The organism is Rhodovulum adriaticum (genome assembly GCF_004345735.1).
Lineage (GTDB): Bacteria > Pseudomonadota > Alphaproteobacteria > Rhodobacterales > Rhodobacteraceae > Rhodovulum > Rhodovulum adriaticum.
The window spans coordinates 237,021-258,863 of sequence record NZ_SLXL01000003.1; the positions used below are offsets into that span (position 1 = coordinate 237,021).

Here is a 21,843-nt window from a genome sequence, read left to right on the forward strand (position 1 = left end):
GCCGGCGCTCACGCTCCGGCCAGCACATGGCGGGCGCCCTCCAGCGCCTCGGCCATCTCGCGCCACAGCGCCTCGGCCCCGTCCCCGGCCTTGGCCCCCACGCGCGCCTCGGGCAGCATCGGAAAGGTCACCAGCGACACCTCCCACAGCTCCAGTTCCGACAGCAGGCGCCGCCCGCTTGCATCCTTGCTGGCCCGCCGCGTGCGATAGCCGATCGACAGCCCGTCGATGGCCCCCGCAGCCACCAGCGCGGCGGCCTCGCGGCCCTTGGCGACCTCGGCCAGCAGGCGGCCCTTGACGAACAGGCCGCGGGCGTCCTCGCGTACCTCGTCCCAGACGCCGATGGGCTGCGCGGCATCGTGCTGCCACAGCATCTTGACCTGCCGCCCTTCGCCAGCCAGCCGCTTCAGACTGGCCGCATAGGCGCCCGGCGCCACGATATCGCCACCCTGGTCCGCCGCCCCAAAGAGCGAGGCATAGCCTGCGATCACGGCCCCCTCTTGCAGGCTCAGCGGCGCCTCGGGCTGGCAGAACTTGCGCTCCAGCCCCGGCCCCCAATCGTCGTGGATCATCGCTTTTCCCCTTGTCATGGCGTCAGCGCCAGCACCGACGCCGCGCCCTCTGCCAGGATGACCGCCACCACACCGTAGACGGTCAGCCACATCCGCTTTTCCAGCCGCTCCAGCGACGCCTCGATCCGCGCCAGCCGGTATTCCAGCGCCGCCCAACGCGCCTCCATCACCCGCTCGTTCGCGTCGATGCGTTCGCGGGCCACCTCGAACGGCGCGTAGAGAAAGCGCGAGCCGGTCCGTTCCGCCGCCGCACTCATGCGCCCTCCGGCCGGGGCGGCAGCCCCAACAGCGCGCGTTTTTCATCCTCGGTCAGGAAACCGGCCGCCGTGATGCGCCGCCACTGGGCCTCGCGCTCGACCGCCAGGGCGGGCACCCGATCAAGGTCCGGCCCCAGATCGACAGGCGCCCCGGAAAACCGCACCAGGAAATCGGCCAGGGCCCCGGTGACCTTGGCCACCAGCGGCAGCACCGTCAGCCGGTAAAAGGCGCGGTTGGCCTCTTGGTAATTGGCGTAGGTCGCGTCGCCCGGAATGCCCAACAGCATCGGCGGCACCCCAAAGGCCACCGCGATCTCGCGCGCGGCGGCCTCCTTGGTTTCCTGAAACTCCATGTCCGAGGGCGAAAACCCCATAGGTTTCCAGTCCAGCCCGCCCTCCAGCAGCATCGGCCGCCCGGCATTGGCCGCCCCCTGGTGATAGGCGATCATCTCGTCCTGCAGACGGGCATATTGATCCTCGGTCAGGGTGCCCTGCCCATCGCTGCCGCGATAGACGATGGCGCCCGAGGGCCGGGCCGCGTTGTCCAACAGCGCCTTGGACCAGCGCGAGGCCGCGTTATGCACATCCACCGCCGTGGCCGCCGCCTGCATGGGCGACAACCCGTAATGGTCGTCCTGGGGGTGAAAGCTCTTGATATGGCAGATCGGGGGCGCGACCCCGGTCATGTCAAAGCGGTGCTTGCGCCCGCCAACCGCATAGTCATACGCCACCGGCCAGCCATCGGCGCCGGGCACCAGATGCACCCTGTCCGAGCGTAGAACGTGCAATTCCAGCGGCAGGCCGCCCTCGCCGCCCACGGCCTCCAGGTAGCCATTGCCGGTCAGCAGGATCTGGCCATACAGCGCCTCGAACAGCTCCGCCCGGCCCTGCGCCACGTTGGGCCGACCGATCAGCGCCAGGACGGGGTGGCTGTCGTACCGCCGCTCAGCATCCTGACAGACCAGCGGCAGCGCCGCGGCCGCCTCTGCGATCAGCTTGACCGCGCGAAACCCCACCGGGTTGCCGGTAAACCCGGCACGGGTCAGCGAGACCGTATCGCGCGGCGTCCACGCCGGGCGCGCCCCCCCCGCCCAGGCGATCACCGGCCCCGTGGCCGAGGCCTTGACCTCGGGCGCAACAGGGTCGGCACGGCGGAAGACGTTGAACTTCATGCGGAAACTCCCTCGGCTGTCGTGGACCGCCGCCCCGGCGGGGGCGCCAGAAAAAACCCGCCGCCGGGATGCCCCGGGGCGGGTTTCGCTCGTGGTTCAGGCCCGGATATCCAGGCGGCGCGTTACAGGCCGCGCAAACGGGGCCGGCGCCAATGCGCAGCGGGGACGATCATCAGATCGTGCAACGCCCACACCAACGCATCCACCCGGTCGGGGCTGCCGCGCCCCTCATATCCGCGGGCGGTCATCCGGCACATCTGGTCCTCCAGCGCGTCCAGTCCCGCGACATGGCCAACCCGCCCCTGTTCGTAGAGCGCCGCGATGGGTTCGGCCCGTGCCGCCTTGCCCCGCGCCGCGCGCACTGCGCGAAAGGGCACCAGCGGGTCGATCTGCCGGATCACGCTTTCCACCAGATCGCCCCCCTGGTTCACCTCTGCGACCAGGCGTTCGGCGCCGTGGCGTTCCATTGCGGCAATGGCGGCCTCGGCCCAGACACTTGGCGCGGCGCCGGTCACGCTGGCATCCTCCAGCACCACCGCGCGCCAATCGCCAGGCGGGCCCTGCGTCACCGCCCCCGCCACCACGATGCCGCATGCGTCGGACCCTGCATGCCCTGTCACCGGGGGATCCACCGCGACCACGATCCGGTCGAACGCCGGAGCGTCCTTCACCCGCGCGGCCTCCAGCCCCGCCAGCGTCCACAGCGCGCCCTCGGCCTCGTCCAGCAACTCGCCGTCCAGTTCCTGCCGCCCAAGGCGCGAACCGGCATAGCGGGCCCGCACTTCTTGCAGGAAGCTTTCGGCCAGGTGCGCGCGGTTCGCCTCGGTCGGGGCGTGGGTCACAACGGTCGACGGGTTGGCCAGGATCTTCCGCAGGATACCCACGTTGCGCGGCGTGGTGGTGATGCACTGCCGGGGGTTCGCCCCCAGCCGCAAACCGAATTGCAGCATGTCCCAGGTCTCCTCGGCCTTCTTCCACTTGGCCAACTCATCCGCCCAGGCCGCATCGAATTGCGGCCCGCGCAGCCCCTCGGGGTCGTGGGCGGAAAACACCTGCGCGACCGCCCCGTTCGGCCAGACCAGGCGTTTGCGCGTGGCCTCCCATTTCGGGCGGCGGTCGGGGGGCGAACAGGCCAGGATTCCGCTGTCGCCAAAAATCATCACCTCGCGGACCTGGTCCACGGTTTCGCCCACCAGCGCCACGCGCCGGGCGGTGCCCACGTCCAGCGGCCGCGCGCCCTCGACCTGCGCGCGGACCCATTCGGCCCCGGCACGCGTCTTGCCCGCCCCGCGTCCCCCCATGATAATCCAGGACCGCCAGTCGCCCTCGGGCGGCAACTGATGCGGCAGCGCCCAGAACTCAAAGATATAGGGCAGCGCCAGCAAGGCCCCTTCACTCAGCCCCTCCAGAAATTTCTCCTGCTCCGCGCGCGGTGCGCAGGCGATCCAGTCGGCGCCCGATTTCAGCCCGGGCACCGTCGAGGTCGAGGGCATAGTCGTTGACGATGCCGGATTCGCTTCTGAGACGCTTTTCAACTCGTACCCTTTCATCGAATGCGGTTTGCGCCGCCTTGCCGAGATCGCTGAGCGCGGTGCGCAGTTCTTTTGCCCGTTCGACATGCCCGGACTGGACCTCTTCCATGATGTCATGCAGCGCCCGGATGGTGCGCCTGTAATGCTCCTCGGCTTCCGCAAGCACCGCCTGGGCCGCCGAGTCGCCCCCCAGGGGGGTCGTGATCAATGCCATATGTGATGTGCCTGCTTCGCCTGACCGCTGCGTGAGGACATGAAAAAGCGGCCTCGGGGATGCCCCCGGGCCGCTTGCCCACCTCGTCCAGCTTGCGTAAAGGGATACTTCAGACCGCGCGGAGAGTCAAGAAGTTTATTCTTAACAAGGGGTTAACAAATCCCCACACTCAATCCGCAGCCCGCTCCGCCTCGATCTGACGCCACCGCGCAACGTTGCGGTTATGCTCGGCCAGGGTTTGCGCAAAGGCGTGCCCGCCCGTGCCATCGGCCACGAAGAACAGGTAATCCGTGGTTTCGGGATCCAGCACCGCCGCGATAGAGGCCCGGCCCGGATTGGCAATCGGAGTCAGCGGCAGCCCGTCGATCACATAGGTATTCCAAGGGGTCTCCCGGCGCAGCTCGCTTTGCCGCAGGCCCCGGCCCAACGGCCCCTTGCCCTCGGTCACGCCGTAGATCACCGTCGGGTCGGTCTGCAAGCGCATCCCCTGGCGCAGGCGATTGACGAAGACGCTTGCCACGCGGCGGCGCTCCTCGGGAATCCCCGTTTCCTTTTCTACGATCGACGCCAGAATCAACGCCTCTTCCTTGCTGTCCAGCGGCAGCCCGTCCTGACGATCCAGCCACAGCGCCTCCAGCAGACGGGTCTGACGCGCCTGCATCTCGGCGATCAGCCCAGCGCGGTCGGCGCCCTGGGATACCTCGTAGCTGTCGGGCGCCAGGCTGCCCTCTGCGGGCAGGTCGGCAACCGTACCGGACAGGAAATCGGCGGCTTTCAGTTCCTCGACCACTTGCCAGCTGGTCACGCCCTCGGCCAGCGTCACGCGAAAACGCAGATCCGTCCGGTCCCGATACGCGGCATAGGCCTCGGGTACCGCATCGGTCCCGGGATCGAAGGACAGTACTTCGACATAGCGCTCGGTCTGCGGATCGACCTCGCGCAGTTCCACCTCTGCGCGGGTCACGCCGATGCGGAAATTCAGCTCCGTCCCGCAGGTCGAGCGCCCGCCGCGGGTGACAATATCGACGATCTCTTCCATCGACGCCCCGGACCGCACCAGGAAACTGCCCGCCTTCAGCAGGTGGGATTTCTCGGTGTATTCGGCGCCCAGCCGCAGGATCGTCGCATCGCTGACCGCGCCTATATCGGCCAGGCGGTCGGACAGCCGGGTCATGTTGGTGCCCTGCTCGACCCGCAGGCAAATCGCCGTCTCCAGCGGCCCGGGCGACGTGTATTGCCGCTTGCCCCACATCACCAGCCCCCCGGCCAGCACAAGTACCACGGCCAGAAGCGTCAAGGCGTTAGAGGCAAGCGAGCGCCACATCAGAGTTCACCGCGCCCCAGCACGAGCGAGGCATTGGTGCCCCCGAACCCGAAGGAGTTGGACAGCGCCACGTCGATCTTGCGCTTGACCGCCTTGTGCGGGGCCAGGTCGATACGCGTATCCTCGGGGGGATTGTCCAGGTTCAGCGTCGGCGGCGCGATCTGATCGCGCAGCGCCAGCACGCAGAAGATCGCCTCGACCGCACCGGCCGCGCCCAGCAAATGCCCGACCGACGACTTGGTCGAGGACATCGTGGTCTGCGCCGCGCTATCGCCCAGCAGACGTTGCACCGCACCCAGCTCGATCGTGTCGGCCATGGTCGAGGTGCCGTGCGCATTGATGTAATCCACGTCAGCCGGCGTCAGCCCGGCATCGCGCAGCGCCGCCTGCATCGAGCGGTAACCGCCGTCGCCATCCTCGGCAGGCGCGGTGATGTGATAGGCATCCCCCGACATGCCGTACCCCAGAACCTCGGCATAGATCTTGGCGCCGCGCGCCTTGGCGTGCTCGTATTCCTCCAGCACGACCACGCCCGCACCCTCGCCCATCACGAACCCGTCCCGGTCCGCGTCCCAGGGGCGCGAGGCCGATTGCGGGTCGTCGCCCCGCTTGGTCGACAGCGCGCGGGCCGCGTTGAACCCGGCCACGCCGATTTCCGACAGCGGGCTTTCGGCACCGCCAGCCACCATCACGTCCGCATCGCCATACTTGATCAGCCGCGAGGCATCGCCGATGGCATGCGCCCCGGTGGAACAGGCCGTCACGACAGCGTGGTTCGGCCCCTTGAACCCAAAGCGGATCGACACCTGCCCCGAGGCTAGGTTGATCAGCGCCGACGGAATGAAGAAGGGCGAGACACGCCGCGGCCCTTTCTCCTTCAGCAACAGCGCCGTATCGGCAATCGACGACAGCCCCCCGATGCCCGAACCGATCATCACGCCGGTACGCTCTTTCTGTTCGTCGGTTTCGGCGACCCAGCCGGAATCCTCGACCGCCTGCGTCGCAGCCGCCATCGCGTACAGGATGAAGTCGTCGACCTTGCGCCGTTCCTTCGGCTCCATCCAGTCGTCAGGGTTGAAGGTGGCGTCGCTGCCATCGCCCACGGGCAGTTCCGCCGCATAGGTCGTCGCCACACGCGACGCATCGAAACGGGTGATCGGACCGATCCCCGACTGCCCGTCCAGCAGCCGCTTCCAGGTTTCCTCCACCCCGCAGGCCAGAGGTGAGACCATCCCAAATCCCGTGATCACCACTCGACGCATCTGTCGCTCCTCGCTGGATATGTCGCCCGTTCCGGCGCTCCTGATACAGCGGTTTCACCGGCCGGGGCAAGAGAGCCCGGCCGAAGCCCGCCCAATCCCTTTGCAAACGAAAAACGGCGCCCGCTGGGGGCGCCGCCGTGTCCGGTCCGGACTGCGTGGCTCAGGCCGCTTCCGAGATGAACTTGACCGCATCGCCGAAGGTCTGGATGGTCTCGGCCGCGTCGTCCGGGATCTCGATGCCGAACTCTTCTTCGAAGGCCATCACCAGCTCGACGGTGTCGAGGCTGTCCGCGCCCAGGTCATCGATGAACGAGGCGTTCTCGTTCACCTTGTCCTCTTCGACGCCCAGATGCTCGACGACGATCTTCTTAACGCGATCAGCGATGTCGCTCATGTCCATTCCTCACATATTGCTCAGGCAGCTTGCCCGTCTTTTGCTGTTGGCCCCGCGGGGCCGCTCGGGTTCCCGCGGGCGCGGGAAAATGCCAAGCGCGGGATGCCCCCGGCAGAAACTGCGCCGCCTATACCACATCGTTTCCGCTTGGCAAACGCTTTCCGGTCGCAGCCACAGGGCCCCCTCAGACCATCGCCATCCCGCCGTTCACATGCAACGTGGCGCCGGTCACATACCCGGCTTCGGCGCTGGAAAGGTAGAGCACCGCCGACGCAATCTCGGTCGGGGTGCCCATCCGTCCCATCGGCACGGCCCCCATGATGCCCGCCTTCTGCTCTTCGGTCAGCTTCTCGGTCATCGCCGTCTCGATAAAACCCGGCGCGACGCAGTTCACGGTGATCCCGCGCGCCGCGACCTCTTGGGCCAGCGATTTGGACATACCCACCAGCCCGGCCTTGGCCGCGCAGTAGTTCGCCTGGCCCGGGTTGCCGGTGGTGCCGACGACCGAGGTGATGTTGACGATCCGGCCCCAGCGGGCCTTCATCATGGGACGCATCGCGCCCCGGCACAGACGCATCGCGGCGGTCAGGTTCACGTCCAGAACCGCCTGCCAATCCTCGTCCTTCAGCCGCATGAACAGCGTGTCGCGGGTGATCCCGGCATTGTTCACCAGAATGTCCAGACTGCCCATCGCATCGGCCGCGCCCTTGGGCAGAGCGTCGACCGCATCGGGGTCGGACAGGTTGCAGGGCAGCACATGGGCCCGTTCGCCCAACTCCTCGGCCAGCGCCGCAAGCGGCGCCTCGCGCGTGCCCGACAGCCCGACAGTGGCACCCTGCGCATGCAGCGCGCGCGCAATCTCGCCACCGATCCCGCCCGAGGCGCCGGTTACCAGCGCGCATTTTCCAGTCAGATCGAACATGCTCCCCTCCTCAGTTCATGCTTTCGACGGCGGCGGTCACCTCGTCGGGCCCACCCACCTGCCGCGTGGCGACCGATCGGTCGATCCGGCGCACCATGCCGGACAGCGCCTTGCCGGCACCCACTTCCCAGATCTCGGTCACGCCCTGGCCCGCCATCCAGGCCACGGATTCGCGCCAGCGGACCGAGCCGGTCACCTGCTCGATCAGCAGCGCGCGGATCGTATCGGGATCGCTGACCGCCTCGGCGCGGACATTGGTGACGACCGGCACATGCGGCGCCTCGATGGCAACGTCGGACAGCGCCTCGGCCATCACCCGCGCGGCAGGTTCCATCAGCGCGCAATGAAACGGGGCCGAGACCGGCAGCATCACCGCCCGCTTGGCGCCCTGCCCCTTGGCCAGGGCCACCGCACGTTCCACCGCCGCGACATGGCCAGAGATCACCACTTGCCCCGGATCGTTGTCGTTGGCAGCCTGCACCACCTCGCCCTCGGCGGCCTCTTGCGCGATGGCATCCACCGCCGCGTAGTCCAGGCCCAGGATCGCCGCCATGGCGCCCACGCCCACAGGGGTTGCGTCCTGCATCGCCTCGCCACGGATGCGCAACAGCCGCGCGGTGTCGGCCAAGCTGATCGCCCCCGCCGCACACAGCGCCGAGTATTCGCCCAGCGAATGCCCTGCCACGTATTCAGCCGCGTGCACCGTCACGCCCTCGGCCCCCAGCGCCGCCATCGCCGCGATCGAGGTCGCCATCAGCGCGGGTTGCGCATTGCGGGTCAGCGTCAGCGCGTCCTGTTCGCCCTCCCAGATCAGCGCGGACAGCTTTTCGCCCAGCGCATCATCGACTTCCTCGAAAACCTCACGGGACTGCGGATAGGCCTCGGCCAGCGCACGGCCCATGCCGATGGCCTGAGCCCCCTGACCCGGAAACACGAATGCACGCATCAGTCACCCCCTTGTCGCGGCAGTTCGGCGTGGTCTAGCCGCTCGCACTGCGGTTCACAAGGCGACAGAATGCGATGCGCCAACCCGGCGCAGAAAGTCGATCGCGCAGCGGTCCTCGACCTCCTCGGCCTCGATATTGGCAACGTTGCGCCGCACCCGCGCGGCATGCCGCTCTGCCGCGACACGCTGGTTCGACCCGCGCGCGATCTTGGCGGCCAGTTCGGTTTCGGACCGGGTGTAATAGTGGTTCAACTGCAGGTGGTCGGCGGAATAGAAATCGCGCGATCCCCGCGCCTTGTTCGCCGCCGCCTGCCCACGGTCGTTCCAGGTCACGGCACGCCCGTCCACCTGATAGCTGTGCACCTTCAGTCCGGTCACCCGGGTCGCATCGACGATGGTCTTGAAATTGGTGACACCGCGCGCCCCACTGATCGGGTCGGCCGCCCGGTGCGTGTAGTTGGACAGAACCCCGCCCTTCGGGGGCTGGACATGCCCGTTGCGCCCGAAATTGTGCCAGGGCAGCGTGACACTGGGCACATCGCCCAGATGCGCCAGCGCCGCCGCGATGCTGTCTGCGCGCTTCGGCACCAGAAACTCGTCCGCGTCGATACAGGCCATCCAGCGGTACAGGCCGCCAAAATTGCGCAATGCATGGGCATAGGCCAGAACCTGGTTGTGTATCTCGCGCCCCGTGCCTGCGTCGAACAGCTTCTGGTCCCAGGGCATGACCGTCAGGCTGCCCCCAAGGCCGTCGCGCAGATGCGCGATGGTTCGGTCGGTACAGCCATTGTCATAGACATAGACGTGGGACACACCCGCCGCGCGGTGAAACGCCGCCCACTCACCGATATGGCGTTCCTCGTTGCGCACGATCAGTGCCAGCGCCACACCGTCCCGCCCCGGCCGCGGATCCGGCGGGGCAAAGGCAAGTTCAGTAATCGGTCTGCGGGAAAACAGCTTCATCGGCTCCGGCCATTGCATTCTGGCCGGCACCATAGCCCGGCGGCTGCGCAGGGGCCAGCGGTGGCCCCGCGCGCATCCCGGGGATCAGGCCACGCGCACCGCTGGCGCCGTCCGCGGCCGCACCGGACGAACCTGGCCCGCCTCGGACTGGCTGCGGTGGACGTTCAGGTCGGTGCACAGCCGCTGGTGCACCGGCGTCAACGCAGCCTCGCGCCCGCGGGCCACCTCGATGGGGGTCTCACACCCCTCCAGTCGTGCGTAAAGGATCGCGGGCACGCCGGGCGACTTGGACCGGCGAATGAAAATGCTGCCGATCCGGTCGAACGGAATGCTGCGGTTCAGCCGGCTCTTGCCGCAGTGATTGCAGTTGGCCCACGCCAGGCAGCGCGCCTCCAGATCGACCTGAACTTCCTGGCGCACGCCACGCACCGAGATCCACAGGAACAGGATCCCTGCGATCGCCATCGCCACGCTCAGCAGCATTTCCGACGTTACCTTTTCGTGAAGGCCGGGCGCCACAGCGGTCGCAGCCGCCTGCAACGGCTCAAGGAACCACTGCCCGCCGGCAACGAACAGGAAAGACAGCCCCGCAAGCCCGGACACCCGCTCTATCAGCACGGCACGATCGGAAAACGGTGTGTCGGAGCGAATGATATAGCCCCAGGGCGTGTCGCAAATCACTACAAGGGGCTTTGCCCCGGCACTCGTCACGCCCGTAGGTATCCAGGCACTGACGGACATGAGGATTCTCCTCTTGGTTGCACTTTGACACAGGTTGGCCCGTAAATCTGGCAGGAATTGGCCGATTGCCGCCCTATTTCCGGGCATGGCCGCGCCCCAAGCGCGCAGGCTTGCAATCGTCGCGCCGCACTGTATAAGGCGCGGACCTTCCGTCGTGATCGATCCGGTGCAGCCTCTCGTGGGCGGGATGCGGAAGGTGTTTCACGACCCCGCCCTTTGAAGTGCACCCGAAAACAGAACTGGAGTGAACATGCCGCTGTACGAGCATGTCTTCATCGCGCGCCAGGATCTTTCCAACGCGCAGGCCGAGGGCCTTGTCGAACACTTTTCCACCGTGCTTGCGGATAACGGCGGCAAGGTCGTCGACAGCGAGTATTGGGGCGTCAAGACGATGGCCTACAAGATCAACAAGAACCGCAAGGGGCACTATGCCTTTCTGCGCACCGACGCCCCGGCGCCGGCGGTGCAGGAAATGGAACGCCTGATGCGGCTGCATGACGACGTGATGCGCGTGCTGACCATCAAGGTCGACGAACACGCCGAAGGTCCGTCGATCCAGATGCAGAAGCGTGACGACCGCGACGGTCGCCGCGACCGTCGCTGATCCGCCTGACGAAAGGAGTCCAACCCATGGCCGCAAGACCGTTTTTCCGCCGCCGCAAGGTCTGCCCCTTCTCGGGCGATAACGCACCCAAGATCGACTACAAGGACACCAAGCTGCTGCAGCGCTACATTTCCGAGCGCGGCAAGATCGTGCCTTCGCGCATTACCGCAGTGTCCGCGAAAAAGCAGCGTGAACTGGCCCGCGCGATCAAGCGCGCCCGCTTCCTCGCCCTGCTGCCCTACAGCGTGAAATAAGGGGACCGAAGCGATGCAAGTGATCCTTCTGGAACGCGTGGCCAAGCTTGGCCAGATGGGCGAGGTCGTTTCCGTCAAGGACGGCTACGCCCGCAACTTCCTGCTGCCGCAGGGCAAGGCGCTGCGCGCCAACGAGGCCAATATCGCCCGCTTCGAGGCCGAAAAGGCCCAACTGGAAGCGCGCAACCTCGAAACCCGCAAAGAGGCCGAGGCCCTGGGCGAAAAGCTCGGCGGTCAGCAATTCATCGTGATTCGCTCCGCCTCCGAATCGGGTGCGCTCTACGGCTCTGTCACGCCGCGCGACATCGCCGATGCCGCCACCGCCGAGGGGTTCTCTGTCGACCGCAAGCAGGTCGTGCTGTCCGGTCCGATCAAGGAACTGGGCCTGCATGACGTGACCGTCGCCCTGCACCCCGAGGTCGACGTGACGATCCAGATCAACGTCGCCCGCTCGCCCGAAGAGGCCGAGCTTCAGGCGTCGGGCAAGTCGATCCAGGAACTGGCCGCCGAGGAAGAGGCTGCAGCCGAGTTCGAGATTGCGGAACTGTTCGACGATATCGGCGGCGCCGCGTCCGAGGACGAGGAACTGGCCGAGGCCGTCGAGGCGCAGGCCGAAGAAACCGACGAAGACAAGTAAGCCTTGCCGGAATGTTCTGGCAGGTGACGGGCGCGCGGGCATCCCCCGCGCGCCCTTTTCTATTTCAGGATCGGCACATGCGGCGCCGCCGTTTCCGGCAGCAGGCCGCTCAGACGGGGATCGGGCACCACCTCCACCTGGCGGCGCACCGGCACGAAACCGCTGCGCTGATAGAAATCCAGCGCCTGCGGGCTGTCCATCGTGCATGTGTGGACATGAAACAGTGAAATCGGCGCAGCCCAGGCCAGCCGGATCGCCTCGTTCATCATGAACCGGCCCGCCCCGGTCCCGATGGCCGAGGAAACCAGCCCGAAAAACGCCAGTTCGCAGGCGCCGGGCTGGCGGAAATCCAGCTCCATCAGTCCGATATCCAGCCCGTCGCGGCGCAGCACGTAAACATGCACGTCCGCATCTTCCAGGATGTCGGCCAAGGCGTCATCGTCCAGCAGCAGGCGCGAAAACCACAACCAGTCCTGGCCACCGACCCGCAGGAACAGGGCGCGGTACCAATCCGGGTCCGGCTCCTCGATCCGCAGCAGGGACAGTCCTTCGGCCCCGGCCCCTGACCGCACGGGCGCGGCCGCCCGCATTTCCAGATGCGTGACCACCGCCGCGATATGGCCCGCGGGCACATCGTGAAAACCAGCTTGCAACATCATGCCATCCTGTCTTTTCGACCCGCCCAACGCAAAACGGCAGCCCAAGGGCTGCCGTCAGGGGGCGCAGTCATCCGCCCTTTACGCGTCGTCTTCCAGCTCGTCGATGGCCTTCTGCAGCTCATCCTTGGAGACTTCCTTCTCCTCGACCTCGGCCAGTTCGAAGACGTAATCGACAACCTTGTCCTCGAACAGGGGCGCGCGGATCTGCTGCTGCAACTCCTGGTTCTGGCGGATGAACTCGAAGAACTGCTGTTCCTGGCCCGGGTACTGACGCGCCTGCGCCATCACCGCCTGGGTCATCTCGGCATCGGTGATCTCGACCTCGGCCTTGCGCCCGATCTCGGCCAGCAGCAGGCCCAGCCGCACCCGGCGTTCGGCCAGTTTCTGATGATCCTCGGTCGGCTCGATGGCGCCATGGTCATGGCCCTGCACCTCGGGGTGCTCTTCGTGCCACAGCTGATGCGCGATCTGCTTGGCCTCGGCCTCTACCAGGCTGGGCGGCAGATCGAACTTGACCGACTCGTCCAGCTTGTCCAGCAGCGCCCGCTTCATCACGGCCCGCGCCGCACCCCCGAACTCGGCCTCCAGACGCTCGGCCACCTGGGCCTTCAGCGCATCCAGATCGTCGGCGCCGAACTGCTTGGCCAGTTCATCGTCGATCTCGGCATCCTTGGGCGCCTTCACGTCCTTGACGGTCACATCAAAGGTCGCCGCCTTGCCCTTCAGGTTTTCCGCGCCGTAATCCTCGGGGAAGCTGACCTCGACGGTCACCTCGTCCTCGGCTTTCACGCCGACAAGCTGCTCCTCGAAACCGGGGATAAAGCTTTGCGAGCCCAGCACCAGCGGGTAATCCTCGGCCGCGCCGCCGTCGAAGGCTTCGCCGTCGATCTTGCCGACGAAGTCGATGATGACCTGGTCGCCTTCCTTGGCTTTCGATCCCTTGCGGCGGCTCTTGTAGGTCTGGGCGCTGCCGGCCAGTTTGCCGATGGCCTCGTCGATATCGGCCTCGGCCGCCTTGGCAACCAGCTTCTCCAGCTTGATCGCCTTCAGATCGGGCTCGGGGATCTCGGGCAGCGCTTCGTAGGTCATTTCGACCACGACATCGTCGCCCTCTTTCCAGTCCTCGTTCGTCATGCGGACCTGGGGCTGCATGGCGGGGCGATCACCGGTTTCCTCGAAATGCTCGTTCATGGCGCCGTCGATGCTTTCCTGCATCACTTCGCCCATGACGCGCTGGCCGAACTGCTTTTTCAGCAGGGCCATGGGAACCTTGCCCTTGCGGAAGCCCTTCATCTCCACCTCGGGCTGGGCCTCGGCAAGCTTTTCATTGACCTTCTCGTCCAGCTCGCCCGCGGTAAGGGTAATCGTGTAGCCGCGCTTCAGCCCCTCGTTCAGGGTCTCCGTGACCTGCATCTTCTTTCGTCCTTCTCATCCATGCCTGGTGCGGGTGGAGGGACTTGAACCCCCACGCCTTGCGGCGCCAGAACCTAAATCTGGTGCGTCTGCCAATTCCGCCACACCCGCAAGACCGACGGGGCAGCCCCGGCATCTGGGACCGCCCCGCAAATTCCGCGCGTTCATAGCAAAGCGCCAAACCGGATGCGAGGGGAAAAAGCCAAGTCCAGAAAACGCTCGCCGTTTTCGCCCATCTGGCCTATTCTGACCAAAAAACGACAAAAAGCAGGCAAAGAGCGAGCAGTGCCATGCCAGACATTTCTTTCGCGGCGCCCCGGCGCACGCGTAACCGGCAGTTTCGCCGGGCGCCCGGCCCATTGACGGCCGGAACGATCGTGCTGACCCTCGACGGGGCGCTGCCCGTCGAATACCTGGCGGCGGGCGACCGTATCGTGACGCGGGCCGGGGCACGCGTTCTGCGCGATATCCGCAGCGACGAGGCGCCCGATCTGCCGGCCTTCACCCTGGGCTTCGACGCGCCCGAGGTGATCTATGCCGACGGCCAGGAAATCGCGGTCGCGCCTCTGGCCTGACTGCCTCTTCTTCTTGGTGTCAAATACCCCCCTGCCGGCCCGCACCGGGCCGGCAAAAAGGCGTGCGCCGCAGGCGCGCAATCGGATTGCCCCTCAGCCGGCCAATTCGCGCAGCACGGCGGGCAGCGCCTCTGGCAGATCCTCGGCGATCAGCCCCGGCCCAACGGTGCGCGCGGCCTCTACATGCAGCCAGGCGGCGGTTTCCGCGGCTGCGCCTGCATCCACCCCCCGCGCCATCAGCCCGGCGATCAGCCCCGCCAGAACGTCGCCCGCCCCCGCCGTCGCCAGCCACGGCGCGGCGCGGGGACCGGTCGCATCGTTTAGCGCACAAGCGCCCCTGGGCGTTGCGACCAAGGTCTCTGCCCCCTTCAACAGCACCACGGCCCCGGCCCGTTCCGCCGCGGCGCGCACCAGTTCGGCACGGGCGGCTGGCGGGCGGCCAGGGTCAGCCGCGCCCTGCTTCGCCAGATCCGGGAACAACCGGGCAAACTCGCCCCCATGCGGTGTCAGGACCGTGGCGGGATGCAGCCGGGCAAACAGGGCCTCGGGCACCTCGGCAAAGGCCGTCAGCGCATCGGCATCCAGCACCGTGGCTCTCTGTACGGCCAGCGCGACAGTGACCATCTGACGAGTGCCCTCGCTCACCCCCAGCCCCGGCCCCAGGCACAGCGCGTTCAGGCGGCTGTCGGCCAGCAGGCCCGCCAGGGCGTCCGCGTCGTCCACCTGACGCAGCATAATCGCCGTCAACTGCGCCGCGCATTCGGGCATCGCCGCCGCCGGTGCGGCCACGGTCACCAGTCCCGCCCCAACGCGCAGCGCCCCCCGCGCGGCCAGGCGCGCGGCGCCGGTGAGCCCCAGGCCCCCCGCCAAAACCAGCGCATGGCCATGGGCGTATTTATGGGCCGCCCCTTGCTTGAACAGCCGCGCGCGCATGGCTGCGTCCCCTTCGATCAGCCGCAGTTCACGCCCCATCGCCGCGCGCCCCATCCCAGGGCCGCAGCCCGATATCCACGACCTTTACATCGCCGCACATCACCGTCCCCTGCCCCGCGCCATGCCCCCGCTTGCGCGCATGAAAGGTGACCGTCAGGTCCGCAGGCAACACCAGCGCCGGATCGCCCCCAACGACATCGCCGTCATCGGCCGACAGCCCGCTGGGCAGGTCCACGGCCATCCGCCCTGCCAGCCGGGGGGCCGCACGCACTGCGGCCAACACCGGGCGCAGGCCCGCCAAAGGCCGCGCCAGGCCCGTGCCGAACAGGGCATCGACGCAGACCGCGCCCTGCAGCGCCTCGACCACCGCAGCGCCATCGGCGGCTGTCGCATCGGGGAATTGCAGGGGGCGCACATCACCCACGGCACGCCACAGGTCGTGCTGACGGCGGGCATCGGGCGGCAGGCCCGCGGGATCGCCATACAGGAACAGCGTCACGCACCAGCCGCGCAGCGCCAGCCAGCGCGCGATCACGAACCCGTCTCCACCGTTGTTGCCCGGCCCGCACAGCACCACCGCGCGGCGCAGCCTGGGCCAGCGCGCCGCCAGCGCCCGCGCCGCACCGGCCCCAGCCCGCTCCATCAGGATCAGGCCCGTCACCGCGCCCGAGGCAATCGCCGCCACCTCGATGGCGCGCATTTGGGCGGCTGTCACGGGTATGACCATCTCTGTGGCATCTGCGCCGTTCATCAAACGCCCTCCTTGCAAGCGTTGCGCACAAAATTTAGGCATGGGATATGAAACCACGGGGGCATCCTCTTGCCTCTGACCCTAGCCAATTGTCTGCCTGCAACGAAAGTGGTCTGTCGGGCGACGAAACGCACGAAGAAGGAGTCGCGTGCCGTGAAGAAGATCGAGGCGATCATCAAGCCCTTCAAGCTCGACGAGGTGAAGGAAGCGCTGCAGGATGCCGGGGTTCAGGGCCTCAGCGTGATCGAGGTGAAAGGCTTTGGGCGCCAGAAGGGACACACCGAACTTTATCGTGGCGCCGAATACGTTGTCGACTTCCTGCCCAAGGTGAAGATCGAGGTCGTTCTGCCCGAAGATCAGGTCGACGCCGCGATCGAGGCCATCGTGAATGCTGCCAAGACCGACAAGATCGGCGACGGCAAGATCTTCGTCTCGCCCGTCGAACAGGCAATCCGCATCCGGACCGGCGAAACCGACGAGGACGCCCTGTAAGCGTACCGCAAATCCCGGCCCGACCGGCCGGCCAGACCAACCTAAAGAGAGGGATCAAGGTCATATGAGCAAGGAAAAGGTTCTTTCGACCATCAAGGACGAGGGTGTCGAATATGTCGACATCCGCTTCACCGACCCGCGCGGGAAGCTGCAGCACGTCACCGTGATGGCGCATATGGTGGACGAGGATTTCCTGGACGAAGGCTTCATGTTCGACGGGTCGTCGATCGCCGGCTGGAAGTCGATCGAAGCCTCGGACATGAAACTGATGCCCGACACCGAGAGTGCCTATATCGATCCGTTCTACGCGGAAAAGACGATGGCGCTGCACTGCTCGATCGTCGAGCCCGACACCGGCGAAGCCTATGACCGCGACCCGCGCGGCACCGCCGAAAAGGCCGAAGCCTACCTGAAATCTTCCGGCATCGGCGATGTGGCCTACTTCGGCCCCGAGGCCGAATTCTTCCTGTTCGACGACGTGAAATACGCCGTGACCCCGAACAAGGTGGCCTATGAAATCGACGCCGACGGCGCCGCCTGGAACACCGATGCCGAGTTCGAGATGGGCAACCTGGGCCATCGTCCCGACTACAAAGGCGGCTACTTCCCGGTGAACCCGTCCGATGACGGGCAGGACATCCGCTCGGAAATGCTGTCCACGATGAAGCGCATCGGCATGAACGTCGACAAGCATCACCACGAGGTGGCCACCACCCAGCACGAGCTTGGCCTGATCTTCGACAGTCTGACCAAGCAGGGTGACAACCTGCAGAAGTACAAGTACATCATCCACAACGTGGCGCTGGCCTATGGCCGCTCGGCGACCTTCATGCCGAAGCCGATCCAAGGTGACAACGGCTCGGGCATGCACGTCAATATGTCGATCTGGAAAGACGGCAAGCCGGTCTTTGCCGGCGACAAGTACGCCGACCTGTCCCAGGAAGCGCTGTACTTCATCGGCGGCCTGCTGAAGCATGCGAAAACGCTGAACGCCTTCACTAACCCGTCCACCAACTCCTACAAGCGCCTGATCCCCGGCTTCGAAGCCCCGGTTCTGCGCGCCTACTCGGCCCGTAACCGTTCGGGCTGCGTGCGGATCCCGTGGACCGAAAGCCCGAAAGCCAAGCGCGTCGAGGCCCGCTTCCCCGACCCGTCGGCCAACCCCTACCTGGCCTTCTCGGCGCTTCTGATGGCCGGCCTGGACGGCATCAAGAACAAGATCGACCCGGGCGAGGCGATGGACAAGAACCTCTACGACCTGCCGCCGGAAGAGCTGGAAGGCATCCCGACCGTCTGCGGCTCGCTGCGCGAGGCCCTGGAGGCGCTGGAAGCCGATCACGACTTCCTGCTGGCCGGCGACGTGTTCACCAAGGACCAGATCGCAGGCTACCTGGAGCTGAAGTGGGAAGAGGTCTACGCCTTCGAACACTGCCCGCACCCGATGGAATACAAGATGTATTACAGCTGCTGATCGTTCCTCCCCAAACGGGAGCGGACACCAAGAGGCGCCTTCGGGCGCCTCTTTTCATTTCCGGCGGCACAATTATGGCGTGAATCTCCGCATTTCGGGGACAACCATTTAAAAATCCCTCAAATCCGCCCCAGTCTTTCCACAAAGTGAAGGGATAAAAGGGTCAGAAAATCCGATCCACGGAGCGAACCAATGTCAGATTGTCCGAGTAGTGTTCAGGCCACGCTCCTGTTCGCCGAATGGCAAGAGCTGGACCTCGCCGATCTGATTTCCGAGTTTTCGCGCACGTTGCGCAACATCGGGCTCGACTGCCCCAGTGTCGAGGCCCGCTCGAACCCGCCGCGTATCACGCTGTCGAATGATCGCATCAGCGTGTGCGTGTCCCTGGGCGAATCGCAGATCAGCGCGGAAACCCTCCGCGGCGTGCAGCGGCCGACCCTGCCGCGCAGTTCCGACAACGCGGTGCAGCAGATCCTTCAGGTCTGTGACAGCGCCATCCATGTCGAGGCCGCCCATGTCCAGAACACCGCGCGTCCCGTTGCGCGGCGCATCCTGATTGCGGCCTGCTACCATGTGGTCCGCTTTCTGGACCACGAATTCGAGGCCGACCTGATCCATTGGCACCCCACGGACATGTTGTTCACCGCCGAAGAGTTCGAAACCCCGATCATGCCGCCGGATTCGGCCGACACCCCGGCGCGCCCGGTCCTGCCCGAAAGCCTTGCCGCCGCAGAGGCGATGCAAGGCGCCACGGCAGAGGTCGCCCCGGAAATGGCCTCCATGCGTCTTGAGGCAGAGGACGCCGAGGTGATCGACACCGCAGCAGAGCAGGCAGAGATTGCCCGAAGCGAGGCTGCGCCGGATGTGATCGACGCGGATGCGTCGGCTGAAACCACCGGCGAAAGCAATTGGGAAAACAATCGCGAATTCGATGGCGCCATGGCCGCACGGCAGGCCCTCGCCCAGGAAGAGGCCCTGCGCAAGGCGCGCCGGTCGATCTTTGCCGATGACCTGATCGAAACCGAGGACCGTCAGCGCGAACAGCCAAAGGAACCTGTTGGCCTGATTGAACAGACGACGGTCTATGTTATGACCTCGACCTTGATGATCGTGTCTTTCCCGATCGGCTTTGCGGTGCTGATCTACAACATCCTGGCGGGCGAAAACCTGCGCAACACCGCGCGCGCAATGGCCCTGACCGGGGTCGGCTTCGCCTTTTCCACGGCCGACCTGGCAGCAGGGCTGAGCAGCCTGATCTGATTCCTCCCGCGCGCCCCCCTTGTTCGAGGGCGGGCGCGCGCCCATTCTCGGACCAGGGAACGGGAGGGAATATGGAAAAGATCACCTTCGCAGGCCATGCCGACCACGAACTGGCGGCCCGACTTGATCGGCCCGCGGGCACGCCACGGGCGGCGGCGCTCTTTGCGCACTGCTTTACCTGCGGCAAGGACATCCACGCCGCCCGGCGCATTGCCCAGCGGCTGACCTCGGCCGGATTTGCGGTGCTGCGCTTCGATTTCACCGGCCTCGGCCATTCGGGGGGCGAGTTCGAAAACACCACCTTCACCACCAATGTCGCCGATCTGGTCGCCGCAGCGAACCACATGGAGGAGATGGGCCTGCCCCCCGCACTGCTGATCGGTCATTCCCTGGGCGGAGCCGCAGTCATAAAGGCCGCCGCGCAACTGCCCTGCGTCCGTGCGGTGGCCACCCTTGGCGCGCCCTTCGACCCCGAGCATGTGACCACCCACCTGGCGGCCACAGAACCCGATGCAGACGGCGTGCGCGAGGTTTCGCTTGGGGGCGGAACGGTGCGGATCGGCCCCGATTTCCTGGATGACGTTGCCAGCGCCTCGCTGGCCAACACGCTGGACAACCTGAAACGTGCCTTGCTGGTAATGCATGCCCCCCGGGACGAAATCGTCGGCATCGACAACGCCACACAGATATTCACCCATGCGAAACACCCCAAAAGCTTCGTCACGCTCGACAGCGCCGATCACCTGGTCAGCGACCGGGCCGATGCCGATTACGCCGCCGGGGTAATCGCGGCATGGGCCAGCCGCTATCTGGACCTAGCCCCCGAGACCGCCCCGTCAGACGCACCAGAGGGCGTGGTCCGCGTTGCCGAGGCCGACCCGGACGGTTTCCTGCAAGACATCGCTGCGGGGCGTCATCACCTGCAAGCGGACGAACCCGAAAAGGTCGGCGGCACCGATCGGGGCCTGTCCCCCTATGGCCTGCTGGCCGCCGCTCTGGGCGCCTGTACCTCGATGACGATCCGCATGTATGCGCGGCGCAAGGAATGGCCGTTGGACAGCGTGCGCGTCGATGTGTGCCACGCCAAGATTCACGCCGAAGATGCCGAGGGCGGCGACGGCCCCTCGGGCAAGATCGACCGCTTCGAACGGCGTATCTGCCTTGCCGGCGACCTGGACGACACGCAGCGCGAACGCCTTTTGGAAATCGCTGACAAGTGCCCGGTTCACCAGACACTGGAACGCAGCTCAAAGGTGGTCACCGAATTGGTCTGACGCGTTCGGCGGGCGCACTCGGGCCAACGCCGAAAGGTGCGCGCCCTGCCCGTCCGTCTGGGGCGCTCACCGTGACATGCAAAAAGGGCGCGGCCAGATTGGCCGCGCCCCTTTCACGAATTCGCTGTGAACTGGATCAGTCGCGGGCGCGACCGACCAGCTTCCACACGGCGGGAATCATCAGGGCGGCAAGGCCCAGCTTCATCGCGTCGCCGATCAGATAGGGGGTCAGGCCCCATTCCAGCGTCTGCGCCCAGCCGCTGGTGAACTGGTTCAGCCACAGCACGCCGGGCACATAGATCAGCGCGTTGCCGACCAGCAGCGCCGCGCCCATACCCAGAACCGAACGGTCCAGCCCACGCCGCGCGGCCAGACCCAGCGCCAGGGTCGCCAGCACGTAGCCCAGCAGGTAACCGCCGGTGCCGCCCATCATGTAGGTCACGCCGTTCAATTCGGCCGAGGAAGAGGCGAACACATCAAAGCCCAACGCGCCGATCGCCATGTAGCCCAGGATCGTCGCCAGACCCAGCCGCGGGCCGTAGGCCGCGCCGATGGTCAGCACTGCAAAGGTGCCCATCGTCACCGGCACCGGCGAGGGCCACATCGGCACCCGGATCTTGGCGGCCACCGCCAGCACCGCGATACCGGCAACCACCAGCAGCAACTGTTTCACACGCAGCGCCGCGCCGCCTTGGGGCAGCAGCTTTTCGGCAAGAACCTTTTCGGTCAGGGCCTGGGCCATCGTCCATCACTCCCGTTGCAATCGTTCCGAACCTTCTGCCCCAGCGCAGCGCCCCGTGCAAGCCCCGAGCGGGCTGTAGTCGGTTATCATGCGGTAATCCTTGCGCGGGCCGATCACGTTCCAGACCGCGCGCCAGGTTGGCCAGGCGGTGAAATCATAGGACACATCATAGGTGTCCGGCGGGCAGTCGTGCCGGGCGCACGGGGTGTGTCCCGGTGCAATGGCGTGAAAGAAACGGCCATCGGCAAAGAACACGTCGATCCCCCCCGGCGCCGATTGCCACAGGTAGCGCCGCGTGGCCGCCATCGGGGCCTGTCCGGGCACGTCCAGCGTGCCCTCTTCGTCATAGATCAGTCCCGCCGCGTCGGGGCGGAACGCGGCCCACCCCGTGAAATGCACCACCTGCCCTGCGCGCCGATCCTCGATCCTGCGCGCCACCGCCCAGCGTCCCGCGAATTCCGCCAATTCCGGCATTGCGC

26 protein-coding genes and 1 tRNA gene are annotated in these 21,843 nt (G+C 66.4%); 8 read left to right on the top strand and 19 right to left on the bottom strand.

All coding sequences use genetic code 11. The features are described from left to right. Positions 1-8 precede the first annotated feature (8 nt). The 12 genes from EV656_RS07235 to EV656_RS07290 form a co-directional block, all read right to left on the bottom strand. The gene (locus tag EV656_RS07235; RefSeq protein WP_132601571.1) at positions 9-572 is read right to left on the bottom strand and encodes an HK97 family phage prohead protease; all 564 of its coding nucleotides are present in this window, start codon (positions 570-572) and stop codon (positions 9-11) included. Positions 573-586: 14 nt separating this feature from the next. Continuing rightward, positions 587-829: a GTA head formation protein, RCAP_rcc01685 family gene (locus tag EV656_RS07240; RefSeq protein WP_132601574.1), complete on the bottom strand. Its 243-nt coding sequence runs from the start codon at positions 827-829 to the stop codon at positions 587-589. After that, positions 826-2,001: a phage portal protein gene (locus EV656_RS07245; RefSeq protein ID WP_132601577.1), complete on the bottom strand. Its 1,176-nt coding sequence runs from the start codon at positions 1,999-2,001 to the stop codon at positions 826-828. Before EV656_RS07245 ends, EV656_RS07240 begins: the two co-directional genes overlap by 4 nt. A 122-nt stretch (positions 2,002-2,123) precedes the next feature. Then, positions 2,124-3,494, bottom strand: a complete 1,371-nt coding sequence (locus EV656_RS07250) for a DNA-packaging protein (RefSeq protein ID WP_132601580.1) — start codon at positions 3,492-3,494, stop codon at positions 2,124-2,126. Continuing rightward, complete coding sequence (locus EV656_RS07255) at positions 3,394-3,747, bottom strand: hypothetical protein (protein ID WP_132601583.1); 354 nt, start codon at positions 3,745-3,747, stop codon at positions 3,394-3,396. Before EV656_RS07255 ends, EV656_RS07250 begins: the two co-directional genes overlap by 101 nt. 169 nt (positions 3,748-3,916) lie before the next feature. Next, on the bottom strand, positions 3,917-5,071 hold the full coding sequence (mltG, locus tag EV656_RS07260) for an endolytic transglycosylase MltG (RefSeq protein WP_132601586.1): 1,155 nt from the start codon (positions 5,069-5,071) through the stop codon (positions 3,917-3,919). Further along, positions 5,071-6,333 (bottom strand): beta-ketoacyl-ACP synthase II, encoded by a 1,263-nt coding sequence (gene fabF, locus EV656_RS07265; RefSeq protein ID WP_132601589.1) that lies wholly within the window; start codon positions 6,331-6,333, stop codon positions 5,071-5,073. Before fabF ends, mltG begins: the two co-directional genes overlap by 1 nt. Positions 6,334-6,493: 160 nt before the next feature. Beyond that, a complete protein-coding gene (locus tag EV656_RS07270; protein WP_132601592.1) occupies positions 6,494-6,727 on the bottom strand; it encodes an acyl carrier protein in 234 nt (77 codons plus the stop codon). Positions 6,728-6,911: 184 nt separating this feature from the next. Beyond that, the gene (gene fabG, locus EV656_RS07275; protein WP_132601595.1) at positions 6,912-7,649 is read right to left on the bottom strand and encodes a 3-oxoacyl-[acyl-carrier-protein] reductase; all 738 of its coding nucleotides are present in this window, start codon (positions 7,647-7,649) and stop codon (positions 6,912-6,914) included. 10 nt (positions 7,650-7,659) lie between these two features. After that, positions 7,660-8,598, bottom strand: a complete 939-nt coding sequence (gene fabD, locus EV656_RS07280; RefSeq protein WP_369075516.1) for an ACP S-malonyltransferase — start codon at positions 8,596-8,598, stop codon at positions 7,660-7,662. Between the two features lie 51 nt (positions 8,599-8,649). Next, positions 8,650-9,558 carry a glycosyltransferase family 2 protein gene (locus tag EV656_RS07285; protein WP_132601601.1) on the bottom strand — a complete coding sequence of 303 codons (909 nt, stop codon included), beginning with the start codon at positions 9,556-9,558 and terminating at the stop codon, positions 8,650-8,652. 84 nt (positions 9,559-9,642) lie between these two features. Continuing rightward, on the bottom strand, positions 9,643-10,299 hold the full coding sequence (locus tag EV656_RS07290; protein WP_132601604.1) for a hypothetical protein: 657 nt from the start codon (positions 10,297-10,299) through the stop codon (positions 9,643-9,645). A gap of 250 nt (positions 10,300-10,549) precedes the next feature. On the opposite strand from EV656_RS07290, the gene rpsF reads away from it, so the two are divergent. The 3 genes from rpsF to rplI are packed head-to-tail and all read left to right on the top strand — an operon-like array spanning position 10,550 to position 11,794. Next, positions 10,550-10,903, top strand: coding sequence for a 30S ribosomal protein S6 (gene rpsF, locus EV656_RS07295; protein WP_132601607.1), 354 nt, complete (start codon positions 10,550-10,552; stop codon positions 10,901-10,903). 26 nt (positions 10,904-10,929) lie between these two features. Then, positions 10,930-11,157 (top strand): 30S ribosomal protein S18, encoded by a 228-nt coding sequence (rpsR, locus tag EV656_RS07300; RefSeq protein WP_132601610.1) that lies wholly within the window; start codon positions 10,930-10,932, stop codon positions 11,155-11,157. Positions 11,158-11,170: 13 nt separating this feature from the next. Further along, positions 11,171-11,794, top strand: coding sequence for a 50S ribosomal protein L9 (rplI, locus tag EV656_RS07305; protein WP_132601613.1), 624 nt, complete (start codon positions 11,171-11,173; stop codon positions 11,792-11,794). Positions 11,795-11,853: 59 nt separating this feature from the next. On the opposite strand, the gene EV656_RS07310 is transcribed toward rplI, so the two are convergent. The 3 genes from EV656_RS07310 to EV656_RS07320 all read right to left on the bottom strand — a co-directional run bounded on the left by EV656_RS07310 (position 11,854) and on the right by EV656_RS07320 (position 13,977). Beyond that, positions 11,854-12,453, bottom strand: coding sequence for a GNAT family N-acetyltransferase (locus EV656_RS07310; protein ID WP_425057170.1), 600 nt, complete (start codon positions 12,451-12,453; stop codon positions 11,854-11,856). Between the two features lie 78 nt (positions 12,454-12,531). Further along, positions 12,532-13,866: a trigger factor gene (gene tig, locus EV656_RS07315; RefSeq protein ID WP_132601616.1), complete on the bottom strand. Its 1,335-nt coding sequence runs from the start codon at positions 13,864-13,866 to the stop codon at positions 12,532-12,534. 26 nt (positions 13,867-13,892) lie between these two features. Further along, positions 13,893-13,977, bottom strand: a tRNA-Leu gene (locus EV656_RS07320). A 179-nt stretch (positions 13,978-14,156) separates the two neighbouring features. Between EV656_RS07320 and EV656_RS07325 the strand changes: the two genes are divergently transcribed. After that, positions 14,157-14,441 (top strand): Hint domain-containing protein, encoded by a 285-nt coding sequence (locus EV656_RS07325; RefSeq protein ID WP_243695686.1) that lies wholly within the window; start codon positions 14,157-14,159, stop codon positions 14,439-14,441. A 93-nt stretch (positions 14,442-14,534) separates the two neighbouring features. Here the strand turns inward: EV656_RS07325 and EV656_RS16915 are convergent, their stop codons facing one another. Continuing rightward, the gene (locus EV656_RS16915) at positions 14,535-15,413 is read right to left on the bottom strand and encodes an NAD(P)H-hydrate dehydratase (protein WP_306666785.1); all 879 of its coding nucleotides are present in this window, start codon (positions 15,411-15,413) and stop codon (positions 14,535-14,537) included. Further along, positions 15,403-16,125, bottom strand: coding sequence for an NAD(P)H-hydrate epimerase (locus EV656_RS16920; RefSeq protein WP_306666786.1), 723 nt, complete (start codon positions 16,123-16,125; stop codon positions 15,403-15,405). The genes EV656_RS16915 and EV656_RS16920 overlap by 11 nt, the downstream gene beginning before the upstream one ends. Positions 16,126-16,278: 153 nt before the next feature. Between EV656_RS16920 and EV656_RS07335 the strand changes: the two genes are divergently transcribed. The 4 genes from EV656_RS07335 to EV656_RS07350 all read left to right on the top strand — a co-directional run bounded on the left by EV656_RS07335 (position 16,279) and on the right by EV656_RS07350 (position 20,622). After that, positions 16,279-16,617 (top strand): P-II family nitrogen regulator, encoded by a 339-nt coding sequence (locus EV656_RS07335; RefSeq protein ID WP_132601619.1) that lies wholly within the window; start codon positions 16,279-16,281, stop codon positions 16,615-16,617. 64 nt (positions 16,618-16,681) lie between these two features. After that, a complete protein-coding gene (gene glnA / locus EV656_RS07340) occupies positions 16,682-18,088 on the top strand; it encodes a type I glutamate--ammonia ligase (RefSeq protein WP_132601623.1) in 1,407 nt (468 codons plus the stop codon). Between the two features lie 192 nt (positions 18,089-18,280). Then, a complete protein-coding gene (locus tag EV656_RS07345; RefSeq protein WP_132601626.1) occupies positions 18,281-19,348 on the top strand; it encodes a hypothetical protein in 1,068 nt (355 codons plus the stop codon). Between the two features lie 71 nt (positions 19,349-19,419). Next, positions 19,420-20,622: a bifunctional alpha/beta hydrolase/OsmC family protein gene (locus tag EV656_RS07350; RefSeq protein WP_132601629.1), complete on the top strand. Its 1,203-nt coding sequence runs from the start codon at positions 19,420-19,422 to the stop codon at positions 20,620-20,622. A 136-nt stretch (positions 20,623-20,758) separates the two neighbouring features. Here EV656_RS07350 and EV656_RS07355 read toward each other — a convergent pair whose 3' ends face one another. Beyond that, positions 20,759-21,364, bottom strand: a complete 606-nt coding sequence (locus tag EV656_RS07355; RefSeq protein WP_132601632.1) for a biotin transporter BioY — start codon at positions 21,362-21,364, stop codon at positions 20,759-20,761. Between the two features lie 6 nt (positions 21,365-21,370). After that, positions 21,371-21,838: a DUF6314 family protein gene (locus EV656_RS07360; RefSeq protein WP_200276661.1), complete on the bottom strand. Its 468-nt coding sequence runs from the start codon at positions 21,836-21,838 to the stop codon at positions 21,371-21,373. Between the last annotated feature and the right edge of the window lie 5 nt (positions 21,839-21,843).

What these genes read in the sequence shown, in the direction of transcription:
- EV656_RS07345 (WP_132601626.1), top strand. Translation starts at nt 18,281, where the DNA reads ATGTCAGATTGTCCGAGTAGTGTTCAGGCCACGCTCCTGTTCGCCGAA.
- rpsR (WP_132601610.1), top strand. Translation starts at nt 10,930, where the DNA reads ATGGCCGCAAGACCGTTTTTCCGCCGCCGCAAGGTCTGCCCCTTCTCG.
- tig (WP_132601616.1), bottom strand. Translation starts at nt 13,866, where the DNA reads ATGCAGGTCACGGAGACCCTGAACGAGGGGCTGAAGCGCGGCTACACG.
- EV656_RS07325 (WP_243695686.1), top strand. Translation starts at nt 14,157, where the DNA reads ATGCCAGACATTTCTTTCGCGGCGCCCCGGCGCACGCGTAACCGGCAG.
- EV656_RS07350 (WP_132601629.1), top strand. Translation starts at nt 19,420, where the DNA reads ATGGAAAAGATCACCTTCGCAGGCCATGCCGACCACGAACTGGCGGCC.
- EV656_RS07255 (WP_132601583.1), bottom strand. Translation starts at nt 3,747, where the DNA reads ATGGCATTGATCACGACCCCCCTGGGGGGCGACTCGGCGGCCCAGGCG.
- EV656_RS07240 (WP_132601574.1), bottom strand. Translation starts at nt 829, where the DNA reads ATGAGTGCGGCGGCGGAACGGACCGGCTCGCGCTTTCTCTACGCGCCG.
- glnA (WP_132601623.1), top strand. Translation starts at nt 16,682, where the DNA reads ATGAGCAAGGAAAAGGTTCTTTCGACCATCAAGGACGAGGGTGTCGAA.
- EV656_RS07355 (WP_132601632.1), bottom strand. Translation starts at nt 21,364, where the DNA reads ATGGCCCAGGCCCTGACCGAAAAGGTTCTTGCCGAAAAGCTGCTGCCC.
- fabG (WP_132601595.1), bottom strand. Translation starts at nt 7,649, where the DNA reads ATGTTCGATCTGACTGGAAAATGCGCGCTGGTAACCGGCGCCTCGGGC.
- EV656_RS07310 (WP_425057170.1), bottom strand. Translation starts at nt 12,453, where the DNA reads ATGATGTTGCAAGCTGGTTTTCACGATGTGCCCGCGGGCCATATCGCG.
- EV656_RS07270 (WP_132601592.1), bottom strand. Translation starts at nt 6,727, where the DNA reads ATGAGCGACATCGCTGATCGCGTTAAGAAGATCGTCGTCGAGCATCTG.
- rplI (WP_132601613.1), top strand. Translation starts at nt 11,171, where the DNA reads ATGCAAGTGATCCTTCTGGAACGCGTGGCCAAGCTTGGCCAGATGGGC.
- fabF (WP_132601589.1), bottom strand. Translation starts at nt 6,333, where the DNA reads ATGCGTCGAGTGGTGATCACGGGATTTGGGATGGTCTCACCTCTGGCC.
- EV656_RS07360 (WP_200276661.1), bottom strand. Translation starts at nt 21,838, where the DNA reads ATGCCGGAATTGGCGGAATTCGCGGGACGCTGGGCGGTGGCGCGCAGG.
- rpsF (WP_132601607.1), top strand. Translation starts at nt 10,550, where the DNA reads ATGCCGCTGTACGAGCATGTCTTCATCGCGCGCCAGGATCTTTCCAAC.
- EV656_RS07235 (WP_132601571.1), bottom strand. Translation starts at nt 572, where the DNA reads ATGATCCACGACGATTGGGGGCCGGGGCTGGAGCGCAAGTTCTGCCAG.
- EV656_RS07290 (WP_132601604.1), bottom strand. Translation starts at nt 10,299, where the DNA reads ATGTCCGTCAGTGCCTGGATACCTACGGGCGTGACGAGTGCCGGGGCA.
- EV656_RS16915 (WP_306666785.1), bottom strand. Translation starts at nt 15,413, where the DNA reads ATGGGGCGTGAACTGCGGCTGATCGAAGGGGACGCAGCCATGCGCGCG.
- EV656_RS07245 (WP_132601577.1), bottom strand. Translation starts at nt 2,001, where the DNA reads ATGAAGTTCAACGTCTTCCGCCGTGCCGACCCTGTTGCGCCCGAGGTC.
- EV656_RS07285 (WP_132601601.1), bottom strand. Translation starts at nt 9,558, where the DNA reads ATGAAGCTGTTTTCCCGCAGACCGATTACTGAACTTGCCTTTGCCCCG.
- EV656_RS07250 (WP_132601580.1), bottom strand. Translation starts at nt 3,494, where the DNA reads ATGCCCTCGACCTCGACGGTGCCCGGGCTGAAATCGGGCGCCGACTGG.
- EV656_RS16920 (WP_306666786.1), bottom strand. Translation starts at nt 16,125, where the DNA reads ATGAACGGCGCAGATGCCACAGAGATGGTCATACCCGTGACAGCCGCC.
- mltG (WP_132601586.1), bottom strand. Translation starts at nt 5,071, where the DNA reads ATGTGGCGCTCGCTTGCCTCTAACGCCTTGACGCTTCTGGCCGTGGTA.